Here is a 25365-nt window from a genome sequence, read left to right on the forward strand (position 1 = left end):
GTCACCGCCTGAAACCCAACCCGAGTCAGCACCGCATGAATCCCCTTGCCCTGTTCCGCAGATCCCAACCAGCACCCGCGCGGAAACCCGGATCCTCCCTGGTGCCCTTCGCGCCCCGGAAGAAGGACTATACGTCCCTCGAGGATACGGACCTGTGCGTCAAGTGCGGCCTGTGTCTGCCTCATTGCCCCACCTATCGGGTCACCCTGGACGAGGGAGACTCGCCCAGGGGTCGGATCACGCTCATGCAGGGGCTGATGCAGGGCCATCTTCAGGATGATGCGGCGGTGCGCCGGCATCTGGAGAGCTGCGTGCAATGCCGGGCCTGCGAGGCGGTGTGCCCCTCCCTGGTGCCCTTCGGGCGTCTCATGGACGCGGCACGTGCCGAATTGATCCCCCCAGGCGGTCGCGGGCCGATGAAGGGCTACCTGCTGCGCCACGAGCGGGGTCGGCGCGTGGCGGCGCGTTCCTTCCGTTTGGCACAGATGCTGGGCCTGGTGCGCCTGGCCAGCTGGCTGGGCTCCCGTCGCCGTCCCGGGATGGCCCGGGCAGCTTCCTACGTCCTGGGCATGCCGCTGACCCGGGGCCTTCGGGTCATTCCCGTGAAAGAGGTGCCCCGGTTGCCCGCGCCTGGGGTGGATACATCGCCGGCCGACACATCCGGTCGCCCCCTGCCAAGCCTGTCGGCCCCAAGACCGCCGCAGCAGTCGGTGGCTCCGGAGGCGGATACGTCATCATCGCAGTCGGAACGGGCAGGGCGGCCGGACGCTGGTGCACCTCCGGCAGGGCGTCAGGAGGCCTCCCGGCAGGGTCAGCAGGGTCAGCAGGGTCAGCAGGGTCAGCAGGGTCAGCAGGGTCAGCAGGGTCAGCAGGATAAGCAGGATAAGCAGGATAAGCAGGATAAGCAGGATAGGCAGGATAGGCAGGATAGGCAGGATAGGCAGGAGGCTGACGGCGCGGCCGGTCAGGGCGCCGCGAAGCCCGCGGCTGCCTCGGTGGTCGCCAAGATGCCGCGTGCCGAGAAAGGCCAGGGAAACAGTCAGGACAAGCTTCCGGTGTTGACTGGCAAGGCCCAGACCCAGGCCCAGGCCCGGGCCATCACCCTGTTCACCGGCTGCACCGGCGAGGCCCTGGATGCCCAGGCCGTGCAGGCCACCCGTCAGGTGCTGGAATGCCTGGGTTATCGGGTGGCGGTCCCCGAGGGACAGGTGTGCTGCGGTGCTCTGGACCAGCACGCCGGTCGCCCCAAGGCCGCCGCCGACCTGGCGCGGCGCAACCAGGCGCTCATGGGCGGGCAGGGCGGCCCGGTGCTCAGCCTGAACAGCGGCTGCCGGGCACATCTCAAGTCCGAGGCCTATGCCTTCCCCGAGTTGGGCGATCATGCCCTGATGGGCCGGGTGGCCGACCTGTGCGTGTTGCTGGCCAAGGAGGATCTCAAGCCCCTGAAGCTGCGTCGCGAGCCGCTCAAGGTGGCCGTACACACCCCGTGCACCCTGCGCCATGTCCTCAAGGAACACGAGGCCCTGGAGGCCCTGGCCCGTCGTCTGCCGGGTGTGGAAGTGCTCACCCTGCCGGAGAATGCCCTGTGCTGCGGCGCCGCCGGCAGCTACATGCTCACGCATCCTAAAATGGCCGATCAACTGCTGGCGCCAAAACTGGATGCCCTGGCGCAGATGGCGCCGGATGTACTGCTCACCGCCAATGTGGGCTGCGCCATCCATTTCGTCACAGGCCTCAAGCGCCGCCGCCTCCCCATCCAGGTGCTGGGCCCGGCTGAGTTACTCCAGGCCCGGACCACCCAGGGCCACCCCGGCTGACCGACGATATGACCGTTGTAACCGTTGTGAATGATATGTAGGGGTCGTTCGCGAACGACCCGCGCGGTGTATTCGAGGTACATGCCCTGTCAGTCAGGCGCAGTGGCATCCGAAGCAGCGGCCGGGCGCTTCGCGAAGCGCCCGTACGAAAAAGGGGTCCGTCCCCTTTTCACGCAGGCCCGGACCACCCAGGGCCACCCCGGCTGACCGACGATATGACCGTTGTAACCGTTGTGAATGATATGTAGGGGTCGTTCGCGAACGACCCGCGCGGTGTATTCGAGGTGCATGCCCTGTCAGTCAGGCGCAGTGGCATCCGAAGCAGCGGCCGGGCGCTTCGCGAAGCGCCCGTACGAAAAAAGGGGTCCGTCCCCTTTTTCTGCTTTTCACTAGGGCCGCTCCCACTAGGGTTCCGGCTTGAGTGGTGGCGGTGTCACCCTGTACTCTTGTCAGGTATCCACCCGAGACTTGCACCCATGCGCCGACTCTCCCCCACCGATCGCCTGCTGTCTGCGTGCGACGAGGCCCTGTGTACGCTGTTTGGTCGCCCCCGGGCCACCGAACGCCCCAATCCCGCCGAGCAGATCCCCGAGCCCGATCTGGATGACAACGCACGGGCGCTCTCCGCCCGCCTGATGCGGGTGAATCACGCCGGCGAGGTGGCAGCCCAAGGGCTGTACCAGGGCCAGGCACTCACTGCCCGCAGCGAGGAAGTGCGTCAGCGCATGGAGCGCTCCGCCCGGGAGGAGAACGATCACCTGGCCTGGTGCTCCCGCCGCCTGGAGTTCCTGGATGGGCACACCAGCCTGCTCAACCCCCTATGGTATGCCGGCTCGTTTACCCTGGGGGCCCTGGCCGGTGCGGCCGGGGACAAGTGGAGCCTGGGGTTCGTGAACGAGACGGAGCAGCAGGTGGTACGCCACCTGGATGAGCATCTGGGGCGCATTGTTCCCGAGGATGCCCCCACTCGCGCCGTGCTGGAACAGATGAAGATCGACGAAGCCCATCATGGCGAACTGGCCATGTCCCTGGGGGGCGCACAACTGCCCTGGCCGGTGCGGCGATTGATGATGCCCATGGTGGCCAAGGTCATGACCCGGACCGCGTATTGGGTTTGAGACTTGAAACAGTGGGCGGATATAGCTAAACTTCCGCGCTTTCCGTAATTCAAGACCACCCTGGAGTTCAGGCAATGAAGACCTTTAGCGCCAAGCCCGCTGAAGTCAACCGCGATTGGTACGTGGTGGACGCCTCCGGCAAGACCCTGGGCCGGCTCGCCACCGAATTGGCTCGTCGCCTGCGTGGCAAGCACAAGCCCGAGTACACCCCCCACGTGGACACCGGTGACTACATCGTGGTCGTCAATGCCTCCAAGGTACGCCTGAGTGGCAACAAGGACTCCGACAAGATGTACTACCGGCATACCGGTTACATCGGTCACATGAAATCCGCCAGTGCCCAGCAGATCCGGGACACCCACCCCGAGCGGCTGATTGAAACCGCCGTGAAGGGCATGCTGCCCAAGAACCCTCTGGGTCGGGCCATGTTCAAGAAGCTGAAGGTCTACGGCGGCAGCGAACATCGCCACACCGCCCAGCAGCCGCAGCCGCTGGATATCTGAATCACATTACCCGTGCGCCGCCCCGTTGCGGCGCCGGACAGCACACAGAGCAGGTCAAGCCATGGCAACAACCCAGAACTACGGAACCGGACGCCGCAAAGAGGCCTCTGCGCGTGTCTTCCTGCGCCCGGGCAACGGTGACATCGTCGTCAACAAGAAGCCGCTGGAAGAGTTCTTCGGCCGCGAAACCTCCCGCATGGTGGTTCGCCAGCCGCTGGAAGTCACCGAGAACCTGAATCGCTTCGACGTGGTGGCCACGGTCGCCGGTGGCGGCGCCAACGGTCAGGCCGGCGCCATCCGCCTGGGCATTGCCCGCGCCCTGGTGGAATACGACGAAAACCTGCGCGGCAAGATGCGCGAGTTCGGCTACCTCACCCGCGACGCCCGTGAGGTTGAGCGTAAGAAGGTCGGCCTGCGCAAGGCCCGCCGCGCCACGCAGTACAGCAAGCGCTAAGCTTTTCTGTTGCTGCCCAGGATCGGCACTTGAATTGTCAAGTGCCGATCCTGTAGCGTTAAAGCCATCCCTTGGGGGATCGTCTAGCGGTAGGACTACGGACTCTGACTCCGTCAACCCAGGTTCGAATCCTGGTCCCCCAGCCATATCCACAGAAAAGGCCCCCTTGCGGGGCCTTTTCTGTGGGTATCTGTTTGAGGTGCTCCAGGGTTCGAACCTGGAAGGTTCACGGTGGGAGCGGGCCTCGCCCGCGAAAGCGGTGGGCACATAGCTTGGCCCAGGCGCTGCTGTCGCAGCGCATCGCCGGCAGGCCGGCTCCCACAAAAAGGTGTCCCCTTTTCTTTCCTTTCTGTTTCCCAGTTGTCCCCCCGCCCCCGGATTGCTATCGTCTCTCCCATGACTCCACCCGTGAAACCACCCGCATCCTCGGGTCGCATGTTTTCACTGCATCAGTCACCGCCGCCGCTGGTTCACCCAGACGGGGAACAGGTGATCGAACTCATTCCCGAACCCTTTCTCATCCTGGATAACGCCCACCGTGTGGTGGCGGCCAACCAGGCCGCCGCCCGGCTGCTCTCCCAGACCCGGGGCATGCTGATGGGGCAGGGCTGCCAGGAGTTGCTCTTTGGCCGGCCTGGCCCCTGTCCCGGCGGCGACGCCTGCCCGCTGACGCTCCAGTCCGGGGCTGGGCAGGTCACCGAGCAAAGGGTGGAGGCCCGCAACCATCAGGGACGGTCCCGCCCATTGAAGATCCGGATGAGCCGCGTGGCAGGCGATGCCGAGGGCCTGGTGGGCCTGCAACTCCTGGCAGAAAACGGAACGCAGGCACACAAGGAGAAGATGCCAGCACGGGTTGTGGGTCGCTCCCAGGCCATGGCCAGGCTCATGCACGTGGTGGAGCGTGTGGCCCCCACCAGTGCCACCGTGCTCCTGCTGGGGGAAAGTGGGGTCGGCAAGGAGCGGGTGGCAGAGCACCTGCACCGCTGCTCGGAGCGGGCCGACGGCCCCCTGGTGGTGGTGGACTGCTCGGCCCTGGGTGAACAACTGATCGAGGCCGAACTGTTCGGCTATGAAAAGGGGGCATTCACCGGCGCCGACCGGCGCAAGATCGGCCTGTTCGAGGCCGCCCAGGGGGGGACGCTCTTCATCGACGAGGTGGGGGAGATGCCCCTGGCCATGCAGAGCAAGCTGCTGCGGGCCCTGGAGGCATCCCGCATCCGCCGCGTGGGGGGAACCGACTATATCGACGTGGACGCCCGCGTGGTGGCCGCCACCCACCGGGATCTGGGGGCCATGGTCGCTCGGGGCGAGTTCCGCGAAGACCTCTACTACCGTCTGGCTGCCTTTCCCGTGGACATCCCGCCGTTGCGGGAGCGCCGCGAGGATATCATCGCCCTGGCCGAACACTTCCTGGAAGAGGCGGGCGGCGCCCACCAATTGCCTCTGGCCCGCTCCGTGGCGGAACTGCTCACCGATTATCAGTTCCCCGGCAATGTCCGCGAACTCAAGAACATCATCGGTCGCGCGGCAATACTGGCCGGCCCCGGGCCGGTGCTCCCCGAACATATTGCCTTTCAGTCCCGTCAGGGCCCCGCTGTGCCATCGACCCAGGACGCGTTCGATGTTCCCTCTGGCGCGGATGCCTTGCCTTTCCCGCCACCTCGCCGCACCCGCAATGGCCTCACCCGCGAACGCATTCGTGCCGCCCTGGAGGCCAGCGATGGCCATCGTTCCGAGGCCGCTCAGCGCCTGGGGGTGAGTGAACGCACCTTGTATCGTCACCTGCAGCGTCTGAGTTCGGGCCCTTGAATGCCCGCGTCCGAGGGCCTGGCGGGTTTGCCGCGATCCATTGGATGGGGTAATGTCACGGCCCATCGAGTATCACCCCCGGCGAGTCGGGCCGTCATGTCATGGACCTGCCTCAAAGTGACTTTCTTGTCTACTGGAACCCATACCATTGGCTTTTGATGTGAAATCGCTCAAGGCGTCTTCACCGCTTCCATGTGGCCTCCGCGGGTTCCTCGTCATCATGCTCGCCGGAGTGGCGGCCTCATCGCCAGTCCAGGCATCCCCATGGATTGATCCCGGTGATGTGCGGATGCGACACAGCCTGCAAAGGATGTCGGACGCCGGCCATTCCCCCCTATTGACGAGCACCTGGCCTCTTCCCTGGTCCGATGTGGCACAGGCCGTGCGGCTGACACCCGGACGGACGGGAGCAGAGGTCGATGTATTTCACCAGCGCTCCTATGTCCAGTTTGAACTCAATCGCGCCACCCGTCGTGCATGGTCATCCGAAGCCGTATTGGGGGGGGCTACCCAGGCGCCGTTGCTACGCGGTTTTGCCGCGCTCCCGCGTGAGCAGGCAGAACTGGGCGTGGACAGGCACTGGCAAGGAGATCGCTTCGCTGCGGCCCTGGATCTGACCTATGCCGATGATCCTGTGGAAGGCTTTGAACTACGCTTCGATGGGAGCTACCTGGCGGGGCGCATTGGCGGCTGGGTGCTGGGGGGCGGCTCCATCGATCGCTGGTGGGGGCCCGGCTGGCAATCGAGCCTGGTACTCTCCACCAATGCCCGTCCCGTGATGGGTGCATGGTTCCAGCGCCAAACGACCGAACCCTCCCAATGGCCGGGGCTCTCCTGGATGGGACCCTGGCAGTTGACGGGCTTCACGGGGGAGCTGGATGATGACCGCGAGGTGTCCGGGACTCAGTTAAGTGGCATGCGGCTCACCATGATGCCGATTCAGGGGCTGGAAATCGGCGCGAGCCGAACCGTGTTGTGGGGTGGGGACGGCCAATCGGGCGGGCTGTCCGGCCTGAGGGATGCCTGGTTTCGGGATCAAGAGGACGATGACGCCGCACGGGACCTCCTGGCACTGGATATGCGCTACGGCTTCGCCCTGGGTGGCCGCACGGCAGGTGTTTACGCCCAGACCAGCGTGGTGGATGATGGCCACGGATTTTCTTCCCGCCACAGCCATCTTCTGGGTCTGGATTGGACCACGCCCTGGTGGGGAGCAGACCAGCAATGGTTCCTGGAGGCCGTGGAAACGGCAAGGGATGAACACGACACCTACGCCAGCGGATACCGCTACAATGGCCGCGATCTGGCCACAAGTTTTGATGGTGATGCCCTGGCCGTGACACTCGGGCTACACCATTTTTTCCGCAATGGTCATCACCTGAGCGGATCATTGACCCGCGCCGAACTGAATCGGGGTGGACAGCTGGACTCACGATTGATCGATGCGCCAATCCCTTACGCCGTGGCGGATGCGGAGACGCAGTTCTGGGCGGCCAGCATCGGTTACCAGCGTACGGCACTCGGGGGCTGGCTCGAACTGCGGGGCGAATGGCGGGATCACGCATTCAGCACCCTGGACCAGGACGAAGACCGCTGGCAATGGGCCGGGCGGTGGCGTTATCGCTTTTAATGGATAGAGAGACAGATGGGCTACACACGAAAAATCACCTACTGGCTGCTGGTGCTGGTCATCATCGCCCCAGCGGCTGTCCTGTCCAATCAGGTGCTTGCTCAGGGTCTCCCGCCCGGAGTGTCCCAGCAGCAGGTTGAGCAGTTCCGGAGCCTGCCCCGGTCACAGCAGGAGGCCCTGGCCCGTGAGCACGGGGTGGATCTTGACGATTATTCGTCCAATGGTTCCAGGGTGGAGCGGTCGCAAACCGCTGACAGGCAAGACACCGGGCGGTCACAAACCGTCGACGCGCAGGACCTCGTGCAGCCGATCCAGGATCCTGACGGCCTCGGTGAACAAGCCGAGAGGCTCTACGATGGCCTCAAGCCCTTCGGGTATGACCTCTTTGCCGGCCGGCCCACCACCTTCGCGCCAGCGACCCAGATCCCCGTTCCTTCGGAGTACACCCTGGGCCCCGGTGACGTCCTACGAATTCAGATGTGGGGCAATGAAAACCGGCAGATGGAATTACCGGTGAGCCGGGACGGCAGCATCGACATGCCCAATGTGGGCCCTGTCCCGGTGGCCGGGCAGAGTTTCGACAACGTCAGGTCGCAATTGCAGTCCATCATCCAGGAAACCTTTATCGGCGCCCAATCCCACGTGGGGCTGGGCGAATTGCGCAGCATCCAGGTATTCGTGCTGGGTGAGGCGCGCAACCCCGGTGCCTACACCGTCAGTTCCCTCTCCACCATCACCAATGCGCTGATGGTGTCCGGAGGTGTGCAACACACCGGTTCCTTGCGCAACATCCAGCTCAAGCGCCGCGGTGAGGTGGTCGGGGATCTGGACCTCTACGACCTGCTGTTGCGCGGCGACACCCGCAATGACCTGCGCCTGCAGCCCGGCGACGTGATCTTCGTGCCGCCCGTGGGCCCCACGGCCGGCATCCGTGGAGAGGTGCGCCGACCCGCGGTGTACGAACTCGATGGGCGCCAGAGCCTGGAGAGCCTGGTCAGGCTGGCCGGAGGATTTACCCCCGATGCCAGTCCACGTTTTACCCAGGTGATGAGAGTCACCGAAAGGCGCCAGCGCAACGTGATTGACGTGAACATGGCAACGTCCAATGGCGCCCGCACAGCGGTCAATAATGGCGATCTGGTGCGGGTGGGTTCCATTAATGACCTGGTGGAAGGGTTTGTCTCCATCAAGGGTGCCGTGGTGCGGCCGGGATCCTATCGCTGGGAGCCAGGGCTCAGGGTCAGCGACCTGATCGGCTCACTCAGCCACGATCTGGATCCGGATGCCGACCTGGACTACGGATTGATCGTGCGTGAAATCGATCCTCGTCGCCGCATCGAGGTGTATCAGTTCAGTCCCGGCGACGCCATCCACCGCCCCGGCAGTGACCGGGATCCACGCCTTGAGGATCTGGATCGCGTGCTGATCTTCTCCGCCCATCACCAGGAAGATCAGTACCTGGAGAATATGACAGCAAGACCCGTCATGCTTGAGAGTGTCATCGAGCGGCTTGAGCGTCAGGCACGACCCGGTGATCCGCTTCGCGTCATCACCGTGGGCGGCGCCGTGCGATTCCCCGGTGATTATCCCCTGCCGGCCGACGGTACCCTCAAGGACCTGATCACCGCCGCCGGCGGACTCCTGGACTCGGCTCACATCCTCAAGGCCGAGATTGCCCGATTCCAACGCACCGAATCGGGGGAGGCCCACACGCGCATCATTCCGGTATCGCTGGAGGAGGCGCTGCGAGGGAGTGGGCAAGGCCCCGACCTGCAAGGCCGGGATCGGCTTTTGATCAAACATGTGCCCGAATATGGTCAGCGCATCACGGTGACCCTGGATGGCGAAGTGCGGTTCCCGGGCGACTATACCGTCCGGCGGGGTGAAACCCTGGGCGAACTGCTGGAGCGGGCCGGTGGCCTGCGGGATGTGGCCTACCCGGCGGGCGCCATCTTTTCCCGGGAACAACTGCGCGAAATGGAACGGGAACGTCTTGATGATGCGCAGCAACGCCTGCGTCGGGACCTGATCGGCCTCACGCTGGACCAGGAGGCCGCCGGGGAAAACGCCCAGGTGGTGGGACAGCTGGAGTCGTTGTTGGCGGCCGTTGAGCGGGCCGAACCCCTGGGGCGCATGGTCATCGACCTGCCCGCCATCCTTGAGGGAAGATCAGCCCAGAAAATCGTTCTGCAGGACGGGGATGAATTGCGCGTGCCGCCTCAACCCCAGTCGGTGAGCGTGTTCGGCGAGGTGCAGTTTGCCACCAGCCACCTCCACCAGAGCGGTCTGACCGTGGATGATTATCTGGAACGCAGTGGTGGCACCACTGGAGAGGCCGATGACTCGCGGGTCTACGTGGTCCAGGCCAATGGCTCGGTCTGGTTGCCGCGGCGTTCCGCCTGGTACGAGGGCGCCAGTCGCAGGTTGCAGCCGGGCGATACCATCGTCGTGCCCCTGAAGGTGGACCGGGTCGATCAGTTGCAGTTGTGGAGCGGTGTGAGCCAGGTGTTCTATCAGCTCGCTCTCGGCGCTGCCGCCATCAACAGTTTCTGATCCGCTGAATCCCGGGGTATGAACATGAATGAACAATCCGCACAGCCGGTTTCAACGCCTCCCCATGCGGGGGGGCAACCGGCGGTCCATGGTGACGATGAGATTGATCTGCTGGAACTCATCGGGGTTATCTGGGAAGGCAAATGGTGGATCATCCTTTCGGTCTTCCTGTTTGGTGCCGGTGGAGTGGCCTATGCCCTGATGCAGCCCCACCAGTATCAGTCAGAAGCGCTGCTGGCTCCCTCCCAGGAAGAGGGGGGCGCCGATATCAGTGGCCGTCTGGGGGGGCTGGCCTCGTTGGCCGGGGTCCGCATGGGCGGTGGAGGAGGGCAGGAGGCCAAGATCGCCATGGAAACCCTCAAATCCCGGGCCTTTCTCATCGACTTCATCCGACGCCACGACCTGCTGGTACCGCTGTTTGCCGTGGAGGAATACAACCGGGAAGACGGCACCTGGACCATCGATCGGTCCCGCTACAACCCGGAAACCGGGCAATGGCTGGGGGAAGAAGAGCCTGTGGCGCCCACGCCATGGGAGGCGTATCGCAAACTGAACAACATGCTCAATGTCTCGAGCACCGATGATGGCCTGCTACGCATCTCCATCACCCATCAGGTGCCCGAGTTGACGCGGGACTGGGTGGCCTGGCTGGTGCGGGACATCAATGATTACATGCGTGATGAGGCCGTGACCGAGGCCGAGCAGACCATCGCCTATCTGGAGGCCAAGATTGACGAAACCTCCGCAGCCGGCATGCGGCAGGTGTTCTATCAGCTCATCGAAGAGGAAATGCAGACCATGATGCTGGCCAACGTGCGTGGCGAGTATGTGTTTCGCACCATCGACCCGCCCATGATGCCGGATATGCCCAGTGCGCCCAATCGCAAACTGATTGCGGTGCTTGCCGTGGTGCTGGGCGGGATGATCGGCGTCTTTGCCGTGTTTGTGCGCCAGATGGTGCGTTCCGCGCGCGCACGGAGCGCACCCGTGGAGACATCTTCTTCCGCCTGACATCAGCGTGATCCGGTTCCGTGCCGGGGTGGGGGATGGTGCTTGTGAGCAACCCCCTCGTGCGGTATTGTTTGACGCGTGCATCCTCAACGCATCGCCCGTGGGTTGATACCCACGACCCATCAAGAACACTCGAATATCGAGTGGCAAGGAGGTAGAAACATGAGCAGCAAGTACGCAGCAATCGCCCTGAGTGCAGCCATGCTGGCGGTATCCCCGCTGGCCTTTGCCCAGACCACCGGGGGTGAAGCGGGTGCAACCGCTGGAACCGGTACCGCCGCCGGGGCCGGTGCCGCAGGCGCCGCCACCGCCGTGACCACGGGTGCCATCGTCACCGGTGTGGCTGTGGTGGGCGTTGTCGCCGCCGCCTCTTCCAGCAGTGGTAGCTCCTCGGGCACCACCACGGGAACCGGTACCGAGTAAGTGCAGTACGGCAACATGAACGCCGCTCAAGGCCGCCTCCGGGCGGCCTTGAGCGTGTCTGGGCCCGGGGCAGGGTGGGCCTGGCTGCCCCTCATGGCTTTGGTGGGGGGCATCACGGGAGGATGTGCCACCGGCTCGGCGGTCAATCCGGTTGCCGAGACGATGGCTTCCCTTCTTGGGAGCACCCCCGACTTCTCCGAGCGCGCCGCTGACTTGCCCTATGCCTCCATGGAACTCACCGCCGGCCGCAGTTCCGCCCTTGTGGTGCTGGCCTATATCCAGGGGGATGACCCGGAATACACCTACTGGCAGTCCAGCAACCGGGTCACCTTCCAGTTTCGTGATGGCCGCCCGTTTGCCACGGCCGGGCTTGAGGGGCGCTTGCTCAGCCTGGAACGGCTGGAGAATGACCTGCCCACGCCTCAGGGCGATGCAGACACCTATCGCGTACGAGCCCATTGGGTCGACCCACAGGACCAGGAGCATGTGGCGGTGGGCGAGGCCCACTGGGCATGCGCCGCCCCCGCATCCGTGGAATTGCCCCTGCGCACGTTGGAACTGCGGCGCTGTGAGGAAACCATCCGCTGGGAAGGATTCGGTAGGCAAGTGAATGTCTTTCACCTCTCACCGGACAGTCAGCGCGTATGGGCCGGTGAAACCCGTCAGTGGCCGGGCGGCCCCGCCCTGAACTGGCAAGTGGCACGTCCCTGGTGGTCGGCTACCCCGAATGCTGATGCCCCCCCAAGGGATGCTCCCTGAAACCGCCTCGACCCATGACCGCACGCATGCCCCCAAGCGCCTGCTCCAGGATTGCCCCATGTCGCTCCTTGCACGTACACCTCTGATCTGGATGGTCGCGGCGGTTGCCGGCCTGGGCGCATGGCCTGCCGCTGCCGCTTCCCCAACCCTGAGCCAGCAATGGCTCGCCAGCGGTGAGGCACCCGAGCATCCCGGTTATGCCTTTTTCCAGCTTCATCGGGACGAGCCAGCCCAGCAGGATCAGGCACGGGAACTCCTTGAGCGCTTGCAGCGCCTGGAGGAGCGGGTGGGTACGGGGCGGGGGCCGCGAGTGCCCGAAGGCACCCCCGCTGCCTGGCGGGGTCAACTGCGGGCACAGGTCGACCAGCCGGGTCGTTCCCATGGCAGGGCCGACCCCGCCGGCCTGCTGGCGGCCCCGCGCCATGATCCGTCCCTGAATCTCATCCGCCACTATGGTCACTGCACCCCGCCCACCTGGGTGGAGCTATGGACACTTGAGGGGGTTGAACGTGTGCCCTGGGAGCCGGGCATGAGCGTGAGCAGCGTTGTCCGGGCCTTGCCGGCAGCAGCCCGGCGCCGTGTGGACAACGCCGCCCTGGTGGATACCCGGGGCCAGGTCCGACGCCTTGGCGTGGCCGCCTGGAACCGGGAAGACGCCCCGCTGCCCCCCGGGGCAAGACTCATCCTTGAGTGGCCAGGCGAGGATCCCGACGGGGTCTGGCTCAACGAGCATCTCCCCGCCTATCTGGGCACGCGGTTGCCCAGTGATCAGTGCACGGTTCTGTCAATTCAGGTCAGGGACTGAAAACCATGATCGATGATTCAAAGCGCATGGGCGCGTGTCCGCCCGTCCCACTGCTGCTGGCGGCGCTGGTCGCGCTGGCCGTGGCACCGCATCAGGTACGGGCAGGCACCGGTGAGGGGCAGAGCGATTTTGGGGGCGTGGGCCTGATGCAGACACCCACCGCCCGCATGATGGAGGTCGGCCGACTGGATTTCAGCATCAGCCGCACTGAACCCTACCGCCGTTACAACCTCTTCCTGCAGCCCCTGGATTGGGTGGAGTTGGGGCTGAGTTATACCCAGGTGGAGAATCGCCCCTACGGCACCGTTGCCGAGGACCGGGATCTGATCGACAAGAGTGGCGACCTCAAGCTGCGTCTGCTGCAGGAGAATCGCTACCGACCTCAGGTGGCCGTGGGGTTCCGCGATCTGGGCGGTACCACCCTGTTTGGCGCTGAATACCTGGTGGCCAGCAAGCGCTGGAATGACTTCGACTTTTCCCTGGGGGTGGGCTGGGGGTACCTGGGGGGGCAGGACGACCTGGGCAGCCCCGCCCGGGTGTTCGGTGAGCGCTACGAGGACCGCCCGGGGCGCGCGGGCGGCAGCGATGGTGGCGAGCCCGCCTTGTCGGCCATGTTTCGTGGCCCGGCCGCCGTGTTCGGGGGCGTGGAGTACCAGACACCCCTTGAGCCCCTGCAACTCATGGTGGAATACGAGGGCAACGATTACCAGAGCGAACCCCAGGAGAATCAGCAGGATCAGGATTCCCGCTTCAACCTGGGCGCCCGCTGGCGCCTGAATGATCATATGGCGCTCACGGTGGGCTGGCAGCGGGGCAATACCGGCATGGTGGGGCTCTCCCTGGGGGCCAACCTGGCCGAACTCACTCAGGTGAAGGAGGATCCGCCTCCGGCCGACGTGGGACAGCCTGCCGCCGAGATCCCTGCACAGTGGCAGCCCCTGGTGGGTGCCCTGAACGACAATGCGGGGCTCGTGGTGCAGGACATCCATCGTGATGGGGACGAGATCATCGTCACGGCCCGGCCCCAGCGTTTCAGGGATCTGCGCGAGAGTGAGGCGCGGGCCAACCGCCTGCTGCATCATCATCTCCCGGCAGGGATTGATACCTTCACCTACCGCTGGCAGGAGCGGGGCGTGGCAGTGCGGGAAACCCGTCACGATCGCGCCCTGTTCGTGGCAGCCGCCCGCTCCGTGTACGAAGAGGCGCCGTATCTTGAGGACCGCCAGGTCGTTGACCCGCCGCCGGCCGTATCCGGCGAGCGCCTGCACCGCAGTGGGCGCGGCGGGTTCTCCAGTGCCCTGCGCCCCGGCATCGAGCAGAATTTCGGTGGCCCGGATGGCTATCTCTATCAGGTCTTTCTCAGCCTGGATATGGAGTACCAGTTCCGTCCTTCCACCTGGGTGACCGGTGCGCTGGGCCTGACCCTGGCCGATAACCTGGATAAGTACGAGTACATTGCCGATTCCGACCTGCCCCGGGTGCGAACCTACATCGGTGATTATCTCTCGGAAAGCCGCACCGCCATCGGTGTGCTGCAACTCAACCAGACCGGTCGCCTGGGGCAGGACTGGTACGTGATGGGCTACGGCGGTCTGCTGGAGAGCATGTATGCCGGGGTGGGGGGGGAAATCCTTTACCGCCCCCTGGGCAGCCCGCTGGCCGTGGGCCTGGATGTGAACCGGGTGCGCCAACGTGGTTTTGCACGAGACTTCCAACTGCGGGACTACGAGGCCTGGACCGGGCATCTCACCGCCTACTGGGACACGGGCCTTCAGGACATCCATGCCCGGGTGAGTGCCGGACGCTACCTGGCCGAGGACTGGGGGGTGACCGTGGACCTGTCCCGGGAGTTTGCCTCCGGTGTGCGCATGGGGGCCTGGGCCACCGAGACGGAGGCCCGGGATGACTTTGGTGAGGGCAGTTTCGACAAGGGGATTTACCTGTCCTTCCCCTTCGACAGCTTCTTCACCCGCTCCAGTCGGGACCGCGCCAACATCGCCTGGCGTCCCCTCACCCGGGATGGCGGTGCCATGCTGCAGCGTCAGGAGACCCTCTTCGACGTGACGCAGGAGCGCCGCTAGGCCCGCCTGTGAGGTGTTACATTCTTACCACACGCCCCGCAAAGACATGACAGTGTCATGTCTTTGTCAGTTTCTGTGTCATGGAGTGGTGAATTTGCAACGTGTAAATCAGTCACTTAGCGGTTGGCACGGCTCCTGCACTGTTGTGTGTGACTGACAAGTTCAGACAAACACATAAGAACTCCCTGCAGAGGATTCATTACTATGAAAAAAACCGTACTTGCATTCGCAGTCGCCGCCGCCGTGGGCGTGCCCGCCGTTGCTGCCGCCGACACCGCCCTGTATGGCCGCATGAACGTGTCCCTGGACGCCGTGGACAACGGTGAAGATTCCTCCGGTCAGTTGGCCTCCAACTCCTCCCGCCTGGGCGTGCGCGGTTCGGAAGACCTGGGCTTTGCGGGTCTGAAGGGGGTGTATCAGATTGAGGCTGCGCTGAACGCTGCGAATGAGGATAAAGCATTTGATGGTAGCAACCTGACCGGCCGCAACACCTTCCTGGGCCTGGCCGGTGGCTTCGGTGAACTGCGCCTGGGCAAGCATGACACCGCCTACAAGATGTCCACCCTGCGCCTGAACTTCTTTGCGGATACGCTGGGCGACATGTATGGCATGGCTGGGCAGTTCAGTGCTGGAGACGTGGACGACAACTTCTACACCCGTCAGGACAACTCCATCGTCTACATGAGCCCCAAGTTTGATGGCCTGCAAGTCATGGCCCATTACACCACCGACCGTGAAAACGATCGCCCCTCTGAGGATGCAAACGACCGCGACAGCATGTCCCTGGCAGGCACCTTCGAGCAGGGTCCGATGTTCGTGACGGTGGCCTTTGAACAGCGGAACGACATGGATGGTGAGGCTGAGCCGACCGCCTGGAAGGTGGGTGGTACCTACGGGATTCAGGATCTGACCCTGGCGGCCATGTATGAGAATATCGATTCCGATACCGAGATGTACGGTGATCGTGATCTCTTTCACCTGGGTGCCAAGTACCAGCTGGGTCAGGCCTATCTGATGGGTTCTTATACTGCGGCTAATGACAGTGACGAAGATGATACAGGCGCCAACATGTGGGCCCTGGGTGCTGGCTATGACTTCACCAAGCGCACCGGCATGTATGCCACCTACGCCCAGGTGAGCAATGATGACAATGCCGGTTATGGCTTCGGTGGCGGCAAGGGCAAGCCTGTTAGCCCTGCAATTGCCACTGACGGCACCACCGAAGACGTCTCCGGCTTCCAGGTCGGCGTGACCCACAACTTCTAAGAAGTCGGTCACAAAGCACTGATGGATGGGCTGTCACCCTGCGTGGCAGCCCATCTAGCCTGAGAGCGCCGAGGCCAGTGTGTCTGGCGCTCTTTTTGTTGGGTGGCACGTCGGGAAATGGCATGGATCCTGGGGGATGGGCTAGCCTCAGGGGTTCAGGCTCGACACTGTCACTGAATCACCCATTCACAGAGTTTCCGACTGCCCACCATCAAGGAGATTGATATGAAAAGATCCGTTATTGCATTGGCCGTTGCCGGCGCCGTGGCCATGCCCGCCGCCGCCATCGCGGACGCCACCACCCTCTACGGTCGCATGAATGTGTCCCTGGACGCCGTGGACAACGGTGAGGATTCCTCCGGCCAGCTGGCCTCCAACTCCTCCCGCCTGGGTGTGCGTGGCTCGGAAGATCTGGGCATCGCCGGTCTGCGCGGTGTCTTCCAGATCGAGGCTGGCCTGTACAGCGACAACCAGACCTTCGGCAATTCTGACCTGACCGCTCGCAACACCTTCCTGGGTCTGGCCGGTGATTTCGGTGAGCTGCGCCTGGGTAAGCACGACACCCCCTACAAGATGGCCACGCTGCCCCTGAATTTCTTCGCCGACACCCTGGGTGACATCAACCATGTGACCAGCCGTATGGGCGGGACCGCAGGGCCGATTGATCCCACATTCTATCGTCGTCTGGACAATACCGTGGTATTCATGAGCCCCGACTTCAATGGCATGAAGGTGATGGCCTCCTACACCACGGACCGTGGTGATGACCGCCCCTCAGCCACGAACCGTACCTTTGACGGCATCGCTCAGAGTGACGTCGATGCCAACGATCAGAGCGCTGGCTCCGTGGCTGCAACGTTTAGCGAAGGCCCGATGTATGTGGCAGTGGCCTACGAGCGCCTCAATCGGGCTTCGTTTGATCCAGCCAATGGTGGGACCATTGAAGACGCCGAGGCCTGGAAGGTGGGCGGCACTTACAAGATCCAGGATCTCACCCTGGCCGCCATGTACGAAAACATCGACTCCGGTACGAGCACCTTCGGCGATCGGGATGCCTTCCATCTGGGTGCCAAATACCAGTTGGGCCAGGCCTACCTGATGGGTTCCTACACCGCCGCCGGTGACAACGATGCGGATGACACCGCCGCGCAGATGTTCGCCCTGGGTGCCGGCTATGACTTCAGCCGCCGCACCGGTATGTATGCCACTTATGCCACGGTCCGTAACGATGACGCCGCTGACTACGGCTTCGTGGGTTCCGGTAAGGGCAAGGGCGTGGGCTTGCCTGAAGGTACGGTTGGCGAAGACGTCTCCGGCTTCCAGGTCGGCGTGACCCACAACTTCTAAGAAGTCGGTCCCAACAGCCGACCCGCACACCCGCCGCTTGCCGGCGGGGTGCAAGAAGCACTCAGAGCGCGGCAGGGTTCCCCCCTGTCGCGCTCTTTTTTTTGCTGTCCCCGTGGCTCTCTCTCCTAACTAATCCCCCATTCCCCCCATCCCCCCCCCCATTCCCCGTAGGGGCGCTTCGAGAAGCGCCCGGCCGCTGCCAACGATGCCACCCAACCCCACCCGTCAGGCCACCCACATGAGCCACCCCGCCGGGGGTCGTTCGCGAACGACCCGTACGTGGCTCGGGGTTGTAGCAATCCCCCCATCCCCCCCATTCCCCGTAGGGGCGCTTCGAGAAGCGCCCGGCCGCCGCCAACGATGCCACCCAACCCCACCCGTCAGGCCACCCACATGAGCCACCCCGCCGGGGGTCGTTCGCGAACGACCCGTATGTGGCAACGACCCGTACGAGGCAACGACCCGTACATGGCTTGCGGTTGCTGAGATAGCCCGGGCCAACGCCGGCCCCAGCTTGTCACCCCCGGCGCCTCCCTGCTACTCTGCTCAGTTCTCTCCGCAATCCCCTCCCCGCATCCATGACCTCAACCACCCGCATTCGCGAGATTCCCTACAACTACACATCCTATTCCGATCGCGAGATCGTCCTTCGTTTTCTCGGGCAGCCCATGTGGGATGTGCTCAATGAATTGCGCGGTGAAAGGCGCACCGGCGTCTCCGCCCGCATGCTGTTTGAAGTCCTGGGGGACATGTGGGTGGTCACCCGCAACCCCTATATCCAGGACGACCTGATGGCCGACCGCAAGCGCCTGGCCAACCTGGTGGGCGCCATGGATCATCGGGTGGATCAGATCATCGCCCGGGCCCAGGGCAACGAGCGCGCCCTTGCCCTGGCCGAAGAGGCCCGCAAGGCCGTGCGCCGGTTCGAGGCCTGGTTCCCGGCGCAGCGCGAACTGCGCGCCCGGGTGCGCCGGCGTTTGATGAAGCACACCCGCAAGGACAACATCCAGTTCGATGGCCTGGCCCGGGTGTCCCATGTGACCGATGCCACCGACTGGCGTGTGGAGCTGCCCTTTGTGGTGGTGAATCCCGATTCCGAGGAGGAGATGGCCGCGCTTGTGGCGGCCTGCCTGGAGCTGGGGCTGACCGTGATCCCCCGTGGGGGCGGCACCGGCTATACCGGCGGCGCCGTGCCCCTCACCGACGATGCGGCGGTGATCAACACCGAAAAGCTGGATGCCGTGGGTGAGGTGGAATTCAAGCGCCTGCCCGGGCTGGATGAGCCCGTGGCCACGGTGCGTGCCGAGGCCGGTGTGGTCACCCGCCGGGTGGCGGAATCCGCGTCCCGCGGCGGCCATGTGTTCGCTGTGGACCCCACCTCCCAGGATGCCTCCACCATCGGTGGCAACATTGCCATGAACGCCGGCGGCAAGAAGGCCGTGCTCTGGGGAACGGCCCTGGACAACCTGGTCTCCTGGCGCATGGTCACCCCCGATGCCCGCTGGGTGGAGGTGGAACGCCTCAACCACAACCTGGGCAAGATCCACGACCAGACAGAGGTGACCTTCCGCATCAGCCGCTACCAGGCCGATGGACGCACCCTGGACGGTGAACCCGAGATCCTGTCCTTCCCCGGCCAGGCCTGCCGCAAGGAAGGGTTGGGCAAAGATGTCACCGATAAGCGCCTGCAGAACCTGCCCGGGGTGCAGAAGGAAGGCTGCGACGGCCTGATCACCTCGGCGGTGTTCGTGGTGCATCAGATGGCATCCCACATGCGCACCGTGTGCCTGGAGTTCTATGGCACCGATCTGCACGAGGCGGTGCCCGCCATTGTCGAGATCAAGGATGCCCTGGAGGCCAACCCCAAGGTCCAGCTGGCGGGCCTTGAGCACCTGGACGAACGCTATGTGCGCGCCGTGCGCTACACCCCCAAGGGCGCGCGCCGCGAACGCCCCAAGATGCTGCTGGTGGCCGACCTGGCCTCCGAGGACGAGAAGGCCGTGGCCGAGGCCGCCTCCCATATGGTGCGCCTGGCCAATGCCCGTAACGGGGATGGTTTCATTGCCATCAGTCCGGAAGCCCGCCTGCGCTTCTGGGCCGACCGCTCCCGCACTGCGGCCATCGCCGCCCACACCAACGCCTTCAAGATCAACGAGGACGTGGTCATCCCCCTGGATGGCCTGGGCGAGTACAGCGAGGGCATCGAACGCATCAACATCCAGCAGTCCATGGCCAACAAGCTGCGCATGGCCGAGGAGATCCTGGCCTGCCTGGCCAAGGACCACAAGGCCCTGGTGGACAAGCTGGGGCTGGACAACGACGAGGCCCGCGCCTGGTTCGAGAAGCGCCGTCGCGCTGCTGAGGATCAGGTGACCGCGGTGCGCGACCGCTGGCGGGCGATCCGGGACAACCTGGAATCCGATGCACGGGAACACGACGCCCTGCTGGATGACAAGGCCCGGGCAGACCTGCGTCCCGGGGATCGGCTGATCCAGCTGATCCTGCGGCGCAGCCTGGTGATCTCCTACCGGCGTGAGATCGAGGATCCGCTGTACGAGATCTTCGATGGTCGCGACCTGGATCCGGTGCGCCAGAACATCCAGCAGATCCATGACCGGGTGCTCACCAGTCGCCTGTTCGTGGCCCTGCACATGCACGCCGGCGACGGCAACGTGCACACCAATATCCCGGTGAACTCCAACGACTACGCCATGATGCACGAGGCCGAGCGCATCGTGGATCAGGTGATGGATCTGGCCCGCAAACTGGGCGGCGTCATCTCCGGCGAGCACGGCATCGGCCTTACCAAGATGCAGTACCTGGAGCCCGAGGATGTGGAGGCCTTTGCCGAGTACAAGCGTCGGGTGGACCCGGACGACCGCTTCAACCGGGGCAAGCTGCGCGCCGGTTCCGGCCTGACCACCGCCTATACCCCGTCGCTGCGACTGGTACAGGAGGAGGCGCTGATCCTGGAGCAGAGCGAGCTGGGCGACCTCAACGACGACATCAAGGACTGCCTGCGCTGCGGCAAGTGCAAGCCCGTGTGCAACACCCATGTGCCCCGGGCCAATCTGCTGTATTCACCGCGTAACAAGATCCTGGCCACGGGCTTGATCATCGAGGCCTTCCTGTACGAGGAGCAGACCCGTCGCGGCCTGTCCTTCCGGCATTTCGATGAGCTCAACGATGTGGCGGACCATTGCACCGTCTGCCACAAGTGTCTCACGCCGTGCCCGGTGGACATCGATTTTGGCCAGGTTACATCGCGGATGCGTGCCATCCTCAAGGATCGCGGTCAGCGCAAGACCAGTCTGGCGGCACGGATCTCCATGGCCTTCCTGAACATCAAGGACCCGTCCACCGTGAAGGTCATGCGCAAGGCCCTGGCCCAATGGGGCTTTGCCGGTCAGCACCTGGGGCATCAGGTGTTTCGTCGCCTCGGGCTGCTCAATGGCGGCAAGCGTCCATCGGCCACCACCGGTCCGGCACCCATCCAGGAGCAGGTCATCCACATGGTGAGACACCCCCTGCCCACCGGTCTGCCCAAGCAGACCACCCGGGCCATGCTGGGGCTGGAGGACCCGAGCCAGGTGGCCATCGTCCGCGATCCCACCCAGGTGGAGGAGAACGGCGAGGCGGTGTTCTATTTCCCCGGCTGCGGCTCCGAGCGCCTGTTCAGTCAGGTGGGCCTGGCCACCCTGGCCATGCTCTACCGCACCGGTGCCCAGACCGTGCTGCCCCCGGGGTACCTGTGCTGCGGCTATCCCCAGGAGGCCAATGGCGACACGGCCCGAGGGCGTGCCATCACCACCGAGAACCGGGTGCTGTTCCACCGGGTGGCCAACACCCTGAACTACCTGGACATCAAGACGGTGGTGGTCTCCTGCGGCACCTGTATGGATCAGCTGCTCAAATACGAGTTCGAGCGCATCTTCCCCGGCTGCCGCCTGCTGGACATCCACGAGTACCTGATGGAGAAAGGCGTGAAGCTGGAGGGTGTGGAAGGGGTGCAGTACCTGTACCACGACCCCTGCCACAGCCCCATGAAGACCTATGCCCCCACCGAGGTGGCCGGCAAGCTGCTGGGCCAGCCCGTGACCCTGTCGGACCGCTGCTGCGGCGAGGCCGGCACCTTCGCGGTGAGCCGCCCGGACGTGGCCACCCAGGTGCGCTTCCGCAAGGAGGAGGAGATCCACAAGGGCGTCACCCAGCTCAGCGGTGACCCGGTGGCCGTGGGCGGCAACGTGAAGATGCTCACCGCCTGTCCTGCCTGTCAGCAGGGTCTGTCCCGTTATCGTGAGGATACGGGGACGGAGACGGATTACATCGTGGTGGAGATGGCCAACACCCTGCTGGGGCAACAGTGGCAGCAGGAGTTCATCCAGAAGGCGCGCAGTGGCGGCATCGAGAAGGTGCTGCTTTAATCCCCAGGGAAGCGGGTGGTGGCGAACCACTCGCGCAATCCTGCCGCCCCATCCCGGTGTGCTTCTGGGTCGGGCCGGGGCCGGCACAGCACCGTGTCACGGTCCCGGCTTGGGCCATGGGCTGGCCTCTTGGGAGGGTCTGGATGCCTAACGGTTGAAGAACCACAGCACCACCGACAGCAGCAGGCTGACGATGATGGCCGTGGTCACGGGGAAGTAGAAGCTGAAATTCTCCCGCTGGATGATGATGTCCCCGGGCAGCCGCCCGAGCCCCTGGTTTCCTCGTAGGGGCGCTTCGCGAAGCGCCCGGCCGGCGCCGAGGATGTCATCGTACCCATCCGACAGATCTTGGCAGTCGGACACACCGCGCGGGTCGTTCGCGAACGACCCGTACGGATTCCTGAGTCACCTGCGTGTGTCGCAGGAAGCCTTCCCTGCGAAGCGCCCGAACGGCGCATCCCATGCCCCTGGTTCCTCGTAGGGGCGCTTCGCGAAGCGCCCGGCCGGCGCCGAGGATGTCATCGTACCCATCCGACAGATCTTGGCAGTCGGACACACCGCGCGGGTCGTTCGCGAACGACCCGTACGGATTCCTGAGTCACTTGCGTGCGTCGCAGGAAGCCTTCCCTGCGAAGCGCCCGGCCGGTGCCGAGGATGTCATCGTATCCATCCGACAAATCTTGGCAGTCGGACACACCGCGCGGGTCGTTCGCGAACGACCCGTACGGATTCCTGAGTCACCTGCGTGGGTCGCAGAAAGCCTTCCCCATACCCCGGCCTTACCTCAGCGTCCGCACCCCATCCTTCCCGCTCAGGATCAACACATCCGCCGGCCGCCGCGCGAAGATCCCCACGGTGACCACGCCGGCGATCTGGTTCAACTGGCCCTCCAGTTCCACCGGGTTGGCGATCTGCAGGTTGTGGATGTCCAGGATGAGGTTGCCATTGTCGGTGATGAAGCCCTGGCGCAGTTCCGGCTGTCCGCCCATCTTCAAGATCTCCCGGGCCACGTAGCTGCGGGCCATGGGGATCACCTCCACGGGCAGGGGGAAGGCCCCCAGGGTGCCCACCAGCTTGGATTCGTCGGCGATGCAGACGAAGGTCTCGCTGGCCGCGGCCACAATCTTCTCCCGGGTGAGGGCGCCACCGCCGCCCTTGATCAGGTGCAGGTGCTCGGTGGCTTCGTCGGCGCCGTCCACGTACAGGGGCAGCTGTCCGGCGCTGTTCAGGTCCATCACCGGGATGCCATGCTTGCGCAGCCGATCGGCACTGACCTCGGAGGAGGCCACGGTGCCCTCGATGCGGGCCTTCATGCCGGCCAGCAGGTCGATGAAGTGGTTGGCGGTGGACCCGGTGCCCACGCCCACGATCATGTCGTCTTCCACGTATTGCATGGCCGCTTCGGCGGCGGCCTTCTTGAGTTGGTCGGCGTTGCTCATGCTCGGATCCTCTCCTTTGGTTTTATGCGGGCATTCTACTCAGGTGAAGGGAATATAGGCCAGTATCCGGCTTACGGAGACTATCCCGCAGGGGCGCTTCGCGAAGCGCCCGGCCGGCGCCGAGGGGGTCATCGTACCCATCCGACAGATCTTGGCAGTCGGACACACCGCGCGGGTCGTTCGCGAACGACCCGTACGGATTCCTGAGTCACCTGCGTGCGTCGCAGAAAGCCTTCCCTGCGAAGCGCCCGAACGGCGCATCCCATGCCCCCGATTCCTTGTAGGGGCGCTTCGCGAAGCGCCCGCCTGGGGCCGAGGATGTCACCATGCCCCTGTTTGACCCCTTTTGTCTTGCGGCCCTTGAACCCGCCACTGTATCTTCATGGGATGTCCTACCCCTACCTTCAGAAGATCCTCACAGCCCGGGTTTACGATGTGGCGCGCGAAACGCCGCTGGACCCCATGCCCACCCTCACACGCCGCCTGGGTAACCAGATTCTGCTCAAGCGCGAAGACCTGCAACCGGTCTTCTCCTTCAAGCTGCGCGGCGCGTATCACAAGATGGTCAACCTCCCCAGGGAGGTGCGCGAGAAGGGGGTGATCTGCGCCTCGGCCGGCAACCATGCCCAGGGGGTGGCGCTGTCGGCGAAACGTCTGGGCATCAAGGCGGTGATCGTCATGCCCCAGACCACACCTTCCATCAAGGTGGAGGCCGTGCGGGCGCTGGGCGGCGAGGCCATCCTGCATGGGGATTCCTACGATGATGCCTACCAGCTCACCCAGGAGTTGATGGAAAAGCATGGCTACGCCTTCATCCACCCCTTCGATGACCCGGACGTGATCGCGGGCCAGGGCACGGTGGCCCTGGAGCTGCTGCGCCAGCACCCCGACCCCCTGGATGCTGTGTTCATCCCCGTGGGCGGCGGCGGCCTGGCGGCGGGGATGGCGGTGTACATCAAGGCCCTGCGCCCGGACATCAAGGTGATCGGTGTGGAGCCCGAAGATGCCCCTTGCATGCATCATGCCCTGGAGAAGAAACGGCGCATCATCCTGGATCAGGTGGGCATCTTCGCCGACGGGGTGGCGGTGCGACAGGCCGGCAAGGAGAACTACCGGATCTGCCGGGAGCACATGGACGAGGTGATCCTGGTGACCACCGACGAGATCTGCGCCGCCACCAAGGATGTCTTCGACGACACCCGGGTGATGGCCGAGCCCGCCGGCGCCCTGTCGGTGGCGGGGCTGAAGAAATACATCGAGCGCGAGGGCGCGCGAGATGGCCGGTATGCGGCGGTGCTCAGTGGCGCCAACATCAATTTTGACCGCCTGCGGCATGTGACGGAGCGGGCGGAGCTGGGTGAGCACCGGGAGGCCCTGTTTGCCGCCATCATCCCGGAGCGCCCGGGGAGTTTCCGGGCCTTTTGCGAGGCCATCGGCAAGCGGGGCATCACCGAGTTCAACTACCGCTATGCGGACCAGGACGAGGCCTGCATCTTCGTGGGGGTGCAACTCAGCGGCGGCGAGCCCGAGGGCCGGGCCTTGCTGGAGGATCTCCGGGCCAAGGGCTATCCCATCGAGGATCTCAGTGGCAACGAGGTGGCCAAGGTGCATCTGCGCCACATGGTGGGCGGGCATGCCAGTCATGTGGGGGACGAGATCGTCTACCGTTTCGAGTTCCCGGAGCGGCCGGGGGCGTTGATGCGGTTCTTATCCCAGATGGGGCAGGACTGGAACATCAGTCTGTTCCATTACCGCAACCATGGCGCCGCCTACGGGCGGGTGCTGGTGGGCATCCAGGTCCCCCCACGGGACAAGCCCCGCTTCCGGCGTTTCCTGAAGGAGCTGGGGTACATGCACTGGGAGGAGACGGAGAATCCGGTGTACCGGTTGTTCCTGGGTTGAGGAAGGACACCCTTCTCCCCCTTG

At 64.5% G+C, this 25365-nt stretch carries 18 protein-coding genes and 1 tRNA gene; 17 read left to right on the forward strand and 2 right to left on the reverse strand.

Translation table 11 applies throughout. The features are described from left to right. Positions 1-101: 101 nt before the first annotated feature. The 16 genes from BMY52_RS15940 to BMY52_RS07835 all read left to right on the forward strand — a co-directional run bounded on the left by BMY52_RS15940 (position 102) and on the right by BMY52_RS07835 (position 22000). Entirely contained in the window at positions 102-1817 is a 1716-nt protein-coding gene (locus BMY52_RS15940; protein WP_425429227.1) for a (Fe-S)-binding protein, read from the forward strand. A 476-nt stretch (positions 1818-2293) separates the two neighbouring features. After that, positions 2294-2935: a 2-polyprenyl-3-methyl-6-methoxy-1,4-benzoquinone monooxygenase gene (gene coq7, locus BMY52_RS07765; RefSeq protein ID WP_090253033.1), complete on the forward strand. Its 642-nt coding sequence runs from the start codon at positions 2294-2296 to the stop codon at positions 2933-2935. Between the two features lie 74 nt (positions 2936-3009). Then, positions 3010-3438: a 50S ribosomal protein L13 gene (rplM, locus tag BMY52_RS07770; RefSeq protein WP_090253036.1), complete on the forward strand. Its 429-nt coding sequence runs from the start codon at positions 3010-3012 to the stop codon at positions 3436-3438. A 61-nt stretch (positions 3439-3499) separates the two neighbouring features. After that, positions 3500-3892: a 30S ribosomal protein S9 gene (gene rpsI, locus BMY52_RS07775; RefSeq protein WP_090253038.1), complete on the forward strand. Its 393-nt coding sequence runs from the start codon at positions 3500-3502 to the stop codon at positions 3890-3892. Between the two features lie 72 nt (positions 3893-3964). Beyond that, positions 3965-4038, forward strand: a tRNA-Gln gene (locus BMY52_RS07780). Positions 4039-4300: 262 nt separating this feature from the next. Beyond that, a complete protein-coding gene (locus BMY52_RS07785) occupies positions 4301-5701 on the forward strand; it encodes a sigma-54 interaction domain-containing protein (RefSeq protein ID WP_177169893.1) in 1401 nt (466 codons plus the stop codon). 382 nt (positions 5702-6083) lie between these two features. After that, positions 6084-7331: a capsule assembly Wzi family protein gene (locus BMY52_RS07790; protein ID WP_177169894.1), complete on the forward strand. Its 1248-nt coding sequence runs from the start codon at positions 6084-6086 to the stop codon at positions 7329-7331. 15 nt (positions 7332-7346) lie between these two features. Next, positions 7347-9884, forward strand: a complete 2538-nt coding sequence (locus BMY52_RS07795; protein ID WP_090253044.1) for an SLBB domain-containing protein — start codon at positions 7347-7349, stop codon at positions 9882-9884. Between the two features lie 24 nt (positions 9885-9908). Further along, positions 9909-10895, forward strand: a complete 987-nt coding sequence (locus tag BMY52_RS07800) for a Wzz/FepE/Etk N-terminal domain-containing protein (protein ID WP_090253218.1) — start codon at positions 9909-9911, stop codon at positions 10893-10895. Positions 10896-11057: 162 nt separating this feature from the next. Further along, entirely contained in the window at positions 11058-11318 is a 261-nt protein-coding gene (locus BMY52_RS07805; protein ID WP_090253047.1) for a hypothetical protein, read from the forward strand. 162 nt (positions 11319-11480) lie between these two features. Continuing rightward, positions 11481-12077, forward strand: a complete 597-nt coding sequence (locus BMY52_RS07810; protein ID WP_177169895.1) for a YjbF family lipoprotein — start codon at positions 11481-11483, stop codon at positions 12075-12077. Between the two features lie 58 nt (positions 12078-12135). Continuing rightward, entirely contained in the window at positions 12136-12882 is a 747-nt protein-coding gene (locus tag BMY52_RS07815; protein WP_177169896.1) for a capsule biosynthesis GfcC family protein, read from the forward strand. A 5-nt stretch (positions 12883-12887) separates the two neighbouring features. After that, positions 12888-14963: a YjbH domain-containing protein gene (locus BMY52_RS07820; protein ID WP_218140410.1), complete on the forward strand. Its 2076-nt coding sequence runs from the start codon at positions 12888-12890 to the stop codon at positions 14961-14963. 204 nt (positions 14964-15167) lie between these two features. Beyond that, a complete protein-coding gene (locus BMY52_RS07825) occupies positions 15168-16229 on the forward strand; it encodes a porin (protein WP_090253054.1) in 1062 nt (353 codons plus the stop codon). 225 nt (positions 16230-16454) lie between these two features. Next, complete coding sequence (locus BMY52_RS07830) at positions 16455-17576, forward strand: porin (protein WP_090253056.1); 1122 nt, start codon at positions 16455-16457, stop codon at positions 17574-17576. Positions 17577-18154: 578 nt separating this feature from the next. Further along, positions 18155-22000, forward strand: a complete 3846-nt coding sequence (locus BMY52_RS07835; RefSeq protein WP_090253059.1) for a DUF3683 domain-containing protein — start codon at positions 18155-18157, stop codon at positions 21998-22000. A gap of 147 nt (positions 22001-22147) precedes the next feature. Here the strand turns inward: BMY52_RS07835 and BMY52_RS07840 are convergent, their stop codons facing one another. Both BMY52_RS07840 and rpiA read right to left on the reverse strand, forming a co-directional pair. Beyond that, the gene (locus BMY52_RS07840; RefSeq protein WP_245740705.1) at positions 22148-22324 is read right to left on the reverse strand and encodes a DUF2905 domain-containing protein; all 177 of its coding nucleotides are present in this window, start codon (positions 22322-22324) and stop codon (positions 22148-22150) included. Positions 22325-22779: 455 nt separating this feature from the next. Beyond that, positions 22780-23439 (reverse strand): ribose-5-phosphate isomerase RpiA, encoded by a 660-nt coding sequence (gene rpiA, locus BMY52_RS07845; protein ID WP_090253061.1) that lies wholly within the window; start codon positions 23437-23439, stop codon positions 22780-22782. Positions 23440-23826: 387 nt separating this feature from the next. On the opposite strand from rpiA, the gene ilvA reads away from it, so the two are divergent. Then, positions 23827-25341 (forward strand): threonine ammonia-lyase, biosynthetic, encoded by a 1515-nt coding sequence (gene ilvA / locus BMY52_RS07850; protein WP_090253064.1) that lies wholly within the window; start codon positions 23827-23829, stop codon positions 25339-25341. The last annotated feature ends 24 nt before the right edge of the window (positions 25342-25365 follow it).

Source organism: Ectothiorhodospira marina, assembly GCF_900109495.1.
Classification (GTDB): Bacteria; Pseudomonadota; Gammaproteobacteria; order Ectothiorhodospirales; family Ectothiorhodospiraceae; genus Ectothiorhodospira; species Ectothiorhodospira marina.

Coding starts and splice junctions, on each gene's coding strand:
- coq7 (WP_090253033.1), top strand. CDS start 2,294: ATGCGCCGACTCTCCCCCACCGATCGCCTGCTGTCTGCGTGCGACGAG.
- rplM (WP_090253036.1), top strand. CDS start 3,010: ATGAAGACCTTTAGCGCCAAGCCCGCTGAAGTCAACCGCGATTGGTAC.
- rpsI (WP_090253038.1), top strand. CDS start 3,500: ATGGCAACAACCCAGAACTACGGAACCGGACGCCGCAAAGAGGCCTCT.
- BMY52_RS07795 (WP_090253044.1), top strand. CDS start 7,347: ATGGGCTACACACGAAAAATCACCTACTGGCTGCTGGTGCTGGTCATC.
- BMY52_RS07800 (WP_090253218.1), top strand. CDS start 9,909: ATGAATGAACAATCCGCACAGCCGGTTTCAACGCCTCCCCATGCGGGG.
- BMY52_RS07805 (WP_090253047.1), top strand. CDS start 11,058: ATGAGCAGCAAGTACGCAGCAATCGCCCTGAGTGCAGCCATGCTGGCG.
- BMY52_RS07810 (WP_177169895.1), top strand. CDS start 11,481: ATGGCTTCCCTTCTTGGGAGCACCCCCGACTTCTCCGAGCGCGCCGCT.
- BMY52_RS07815 (WP_177169896.1), top strand. CDS start 12,136: ATGTCGCTCCTTGCACGTACACCTCTGATCTGGATGGTCGCGGCGGTT.
- BMY52_RS07820 (WP_218140410.1), top strand. CDS start 12,888: ATGATCGATGATTCAAAGCGCATGGGCGCGTGTCCGCCCGTCCCACTG.
- BMY52_RS07825 (WP_090253054.1), top strand. CDS start 15,168: ATGAAAAAAACCGTACTTGCATTCGCAGTCGCCGCCGCCGTGGGCGTG.
- BMY52_RS07830 (WP_090253056.1), top strand. CDS start 16,455: ATGAAAAGATCCGTTATTGCATTGGCCGTTGCCGGCGCCGTGGCCATG.
- BMY52_RS07835 (WP_090253059.1), top strand. CDS start 18,155: ATGACCTCAACCACCCGCATTCGCGAGATTCCCTACAACTACACATCC.
- rpiA (WP_090253061.1), bottom strand. CDS start 23,439: ATGAGCAACGCCGACCAACTCAAGAAGGCCGCCGCCGAAGCGGCCATG.
- ilvA (WP_090253064.1), top strand. CDS start 23,827: ATGTCCTACCCCTACCTTCAGAAGATCCTCACAGCCCGGGTTTACGAT.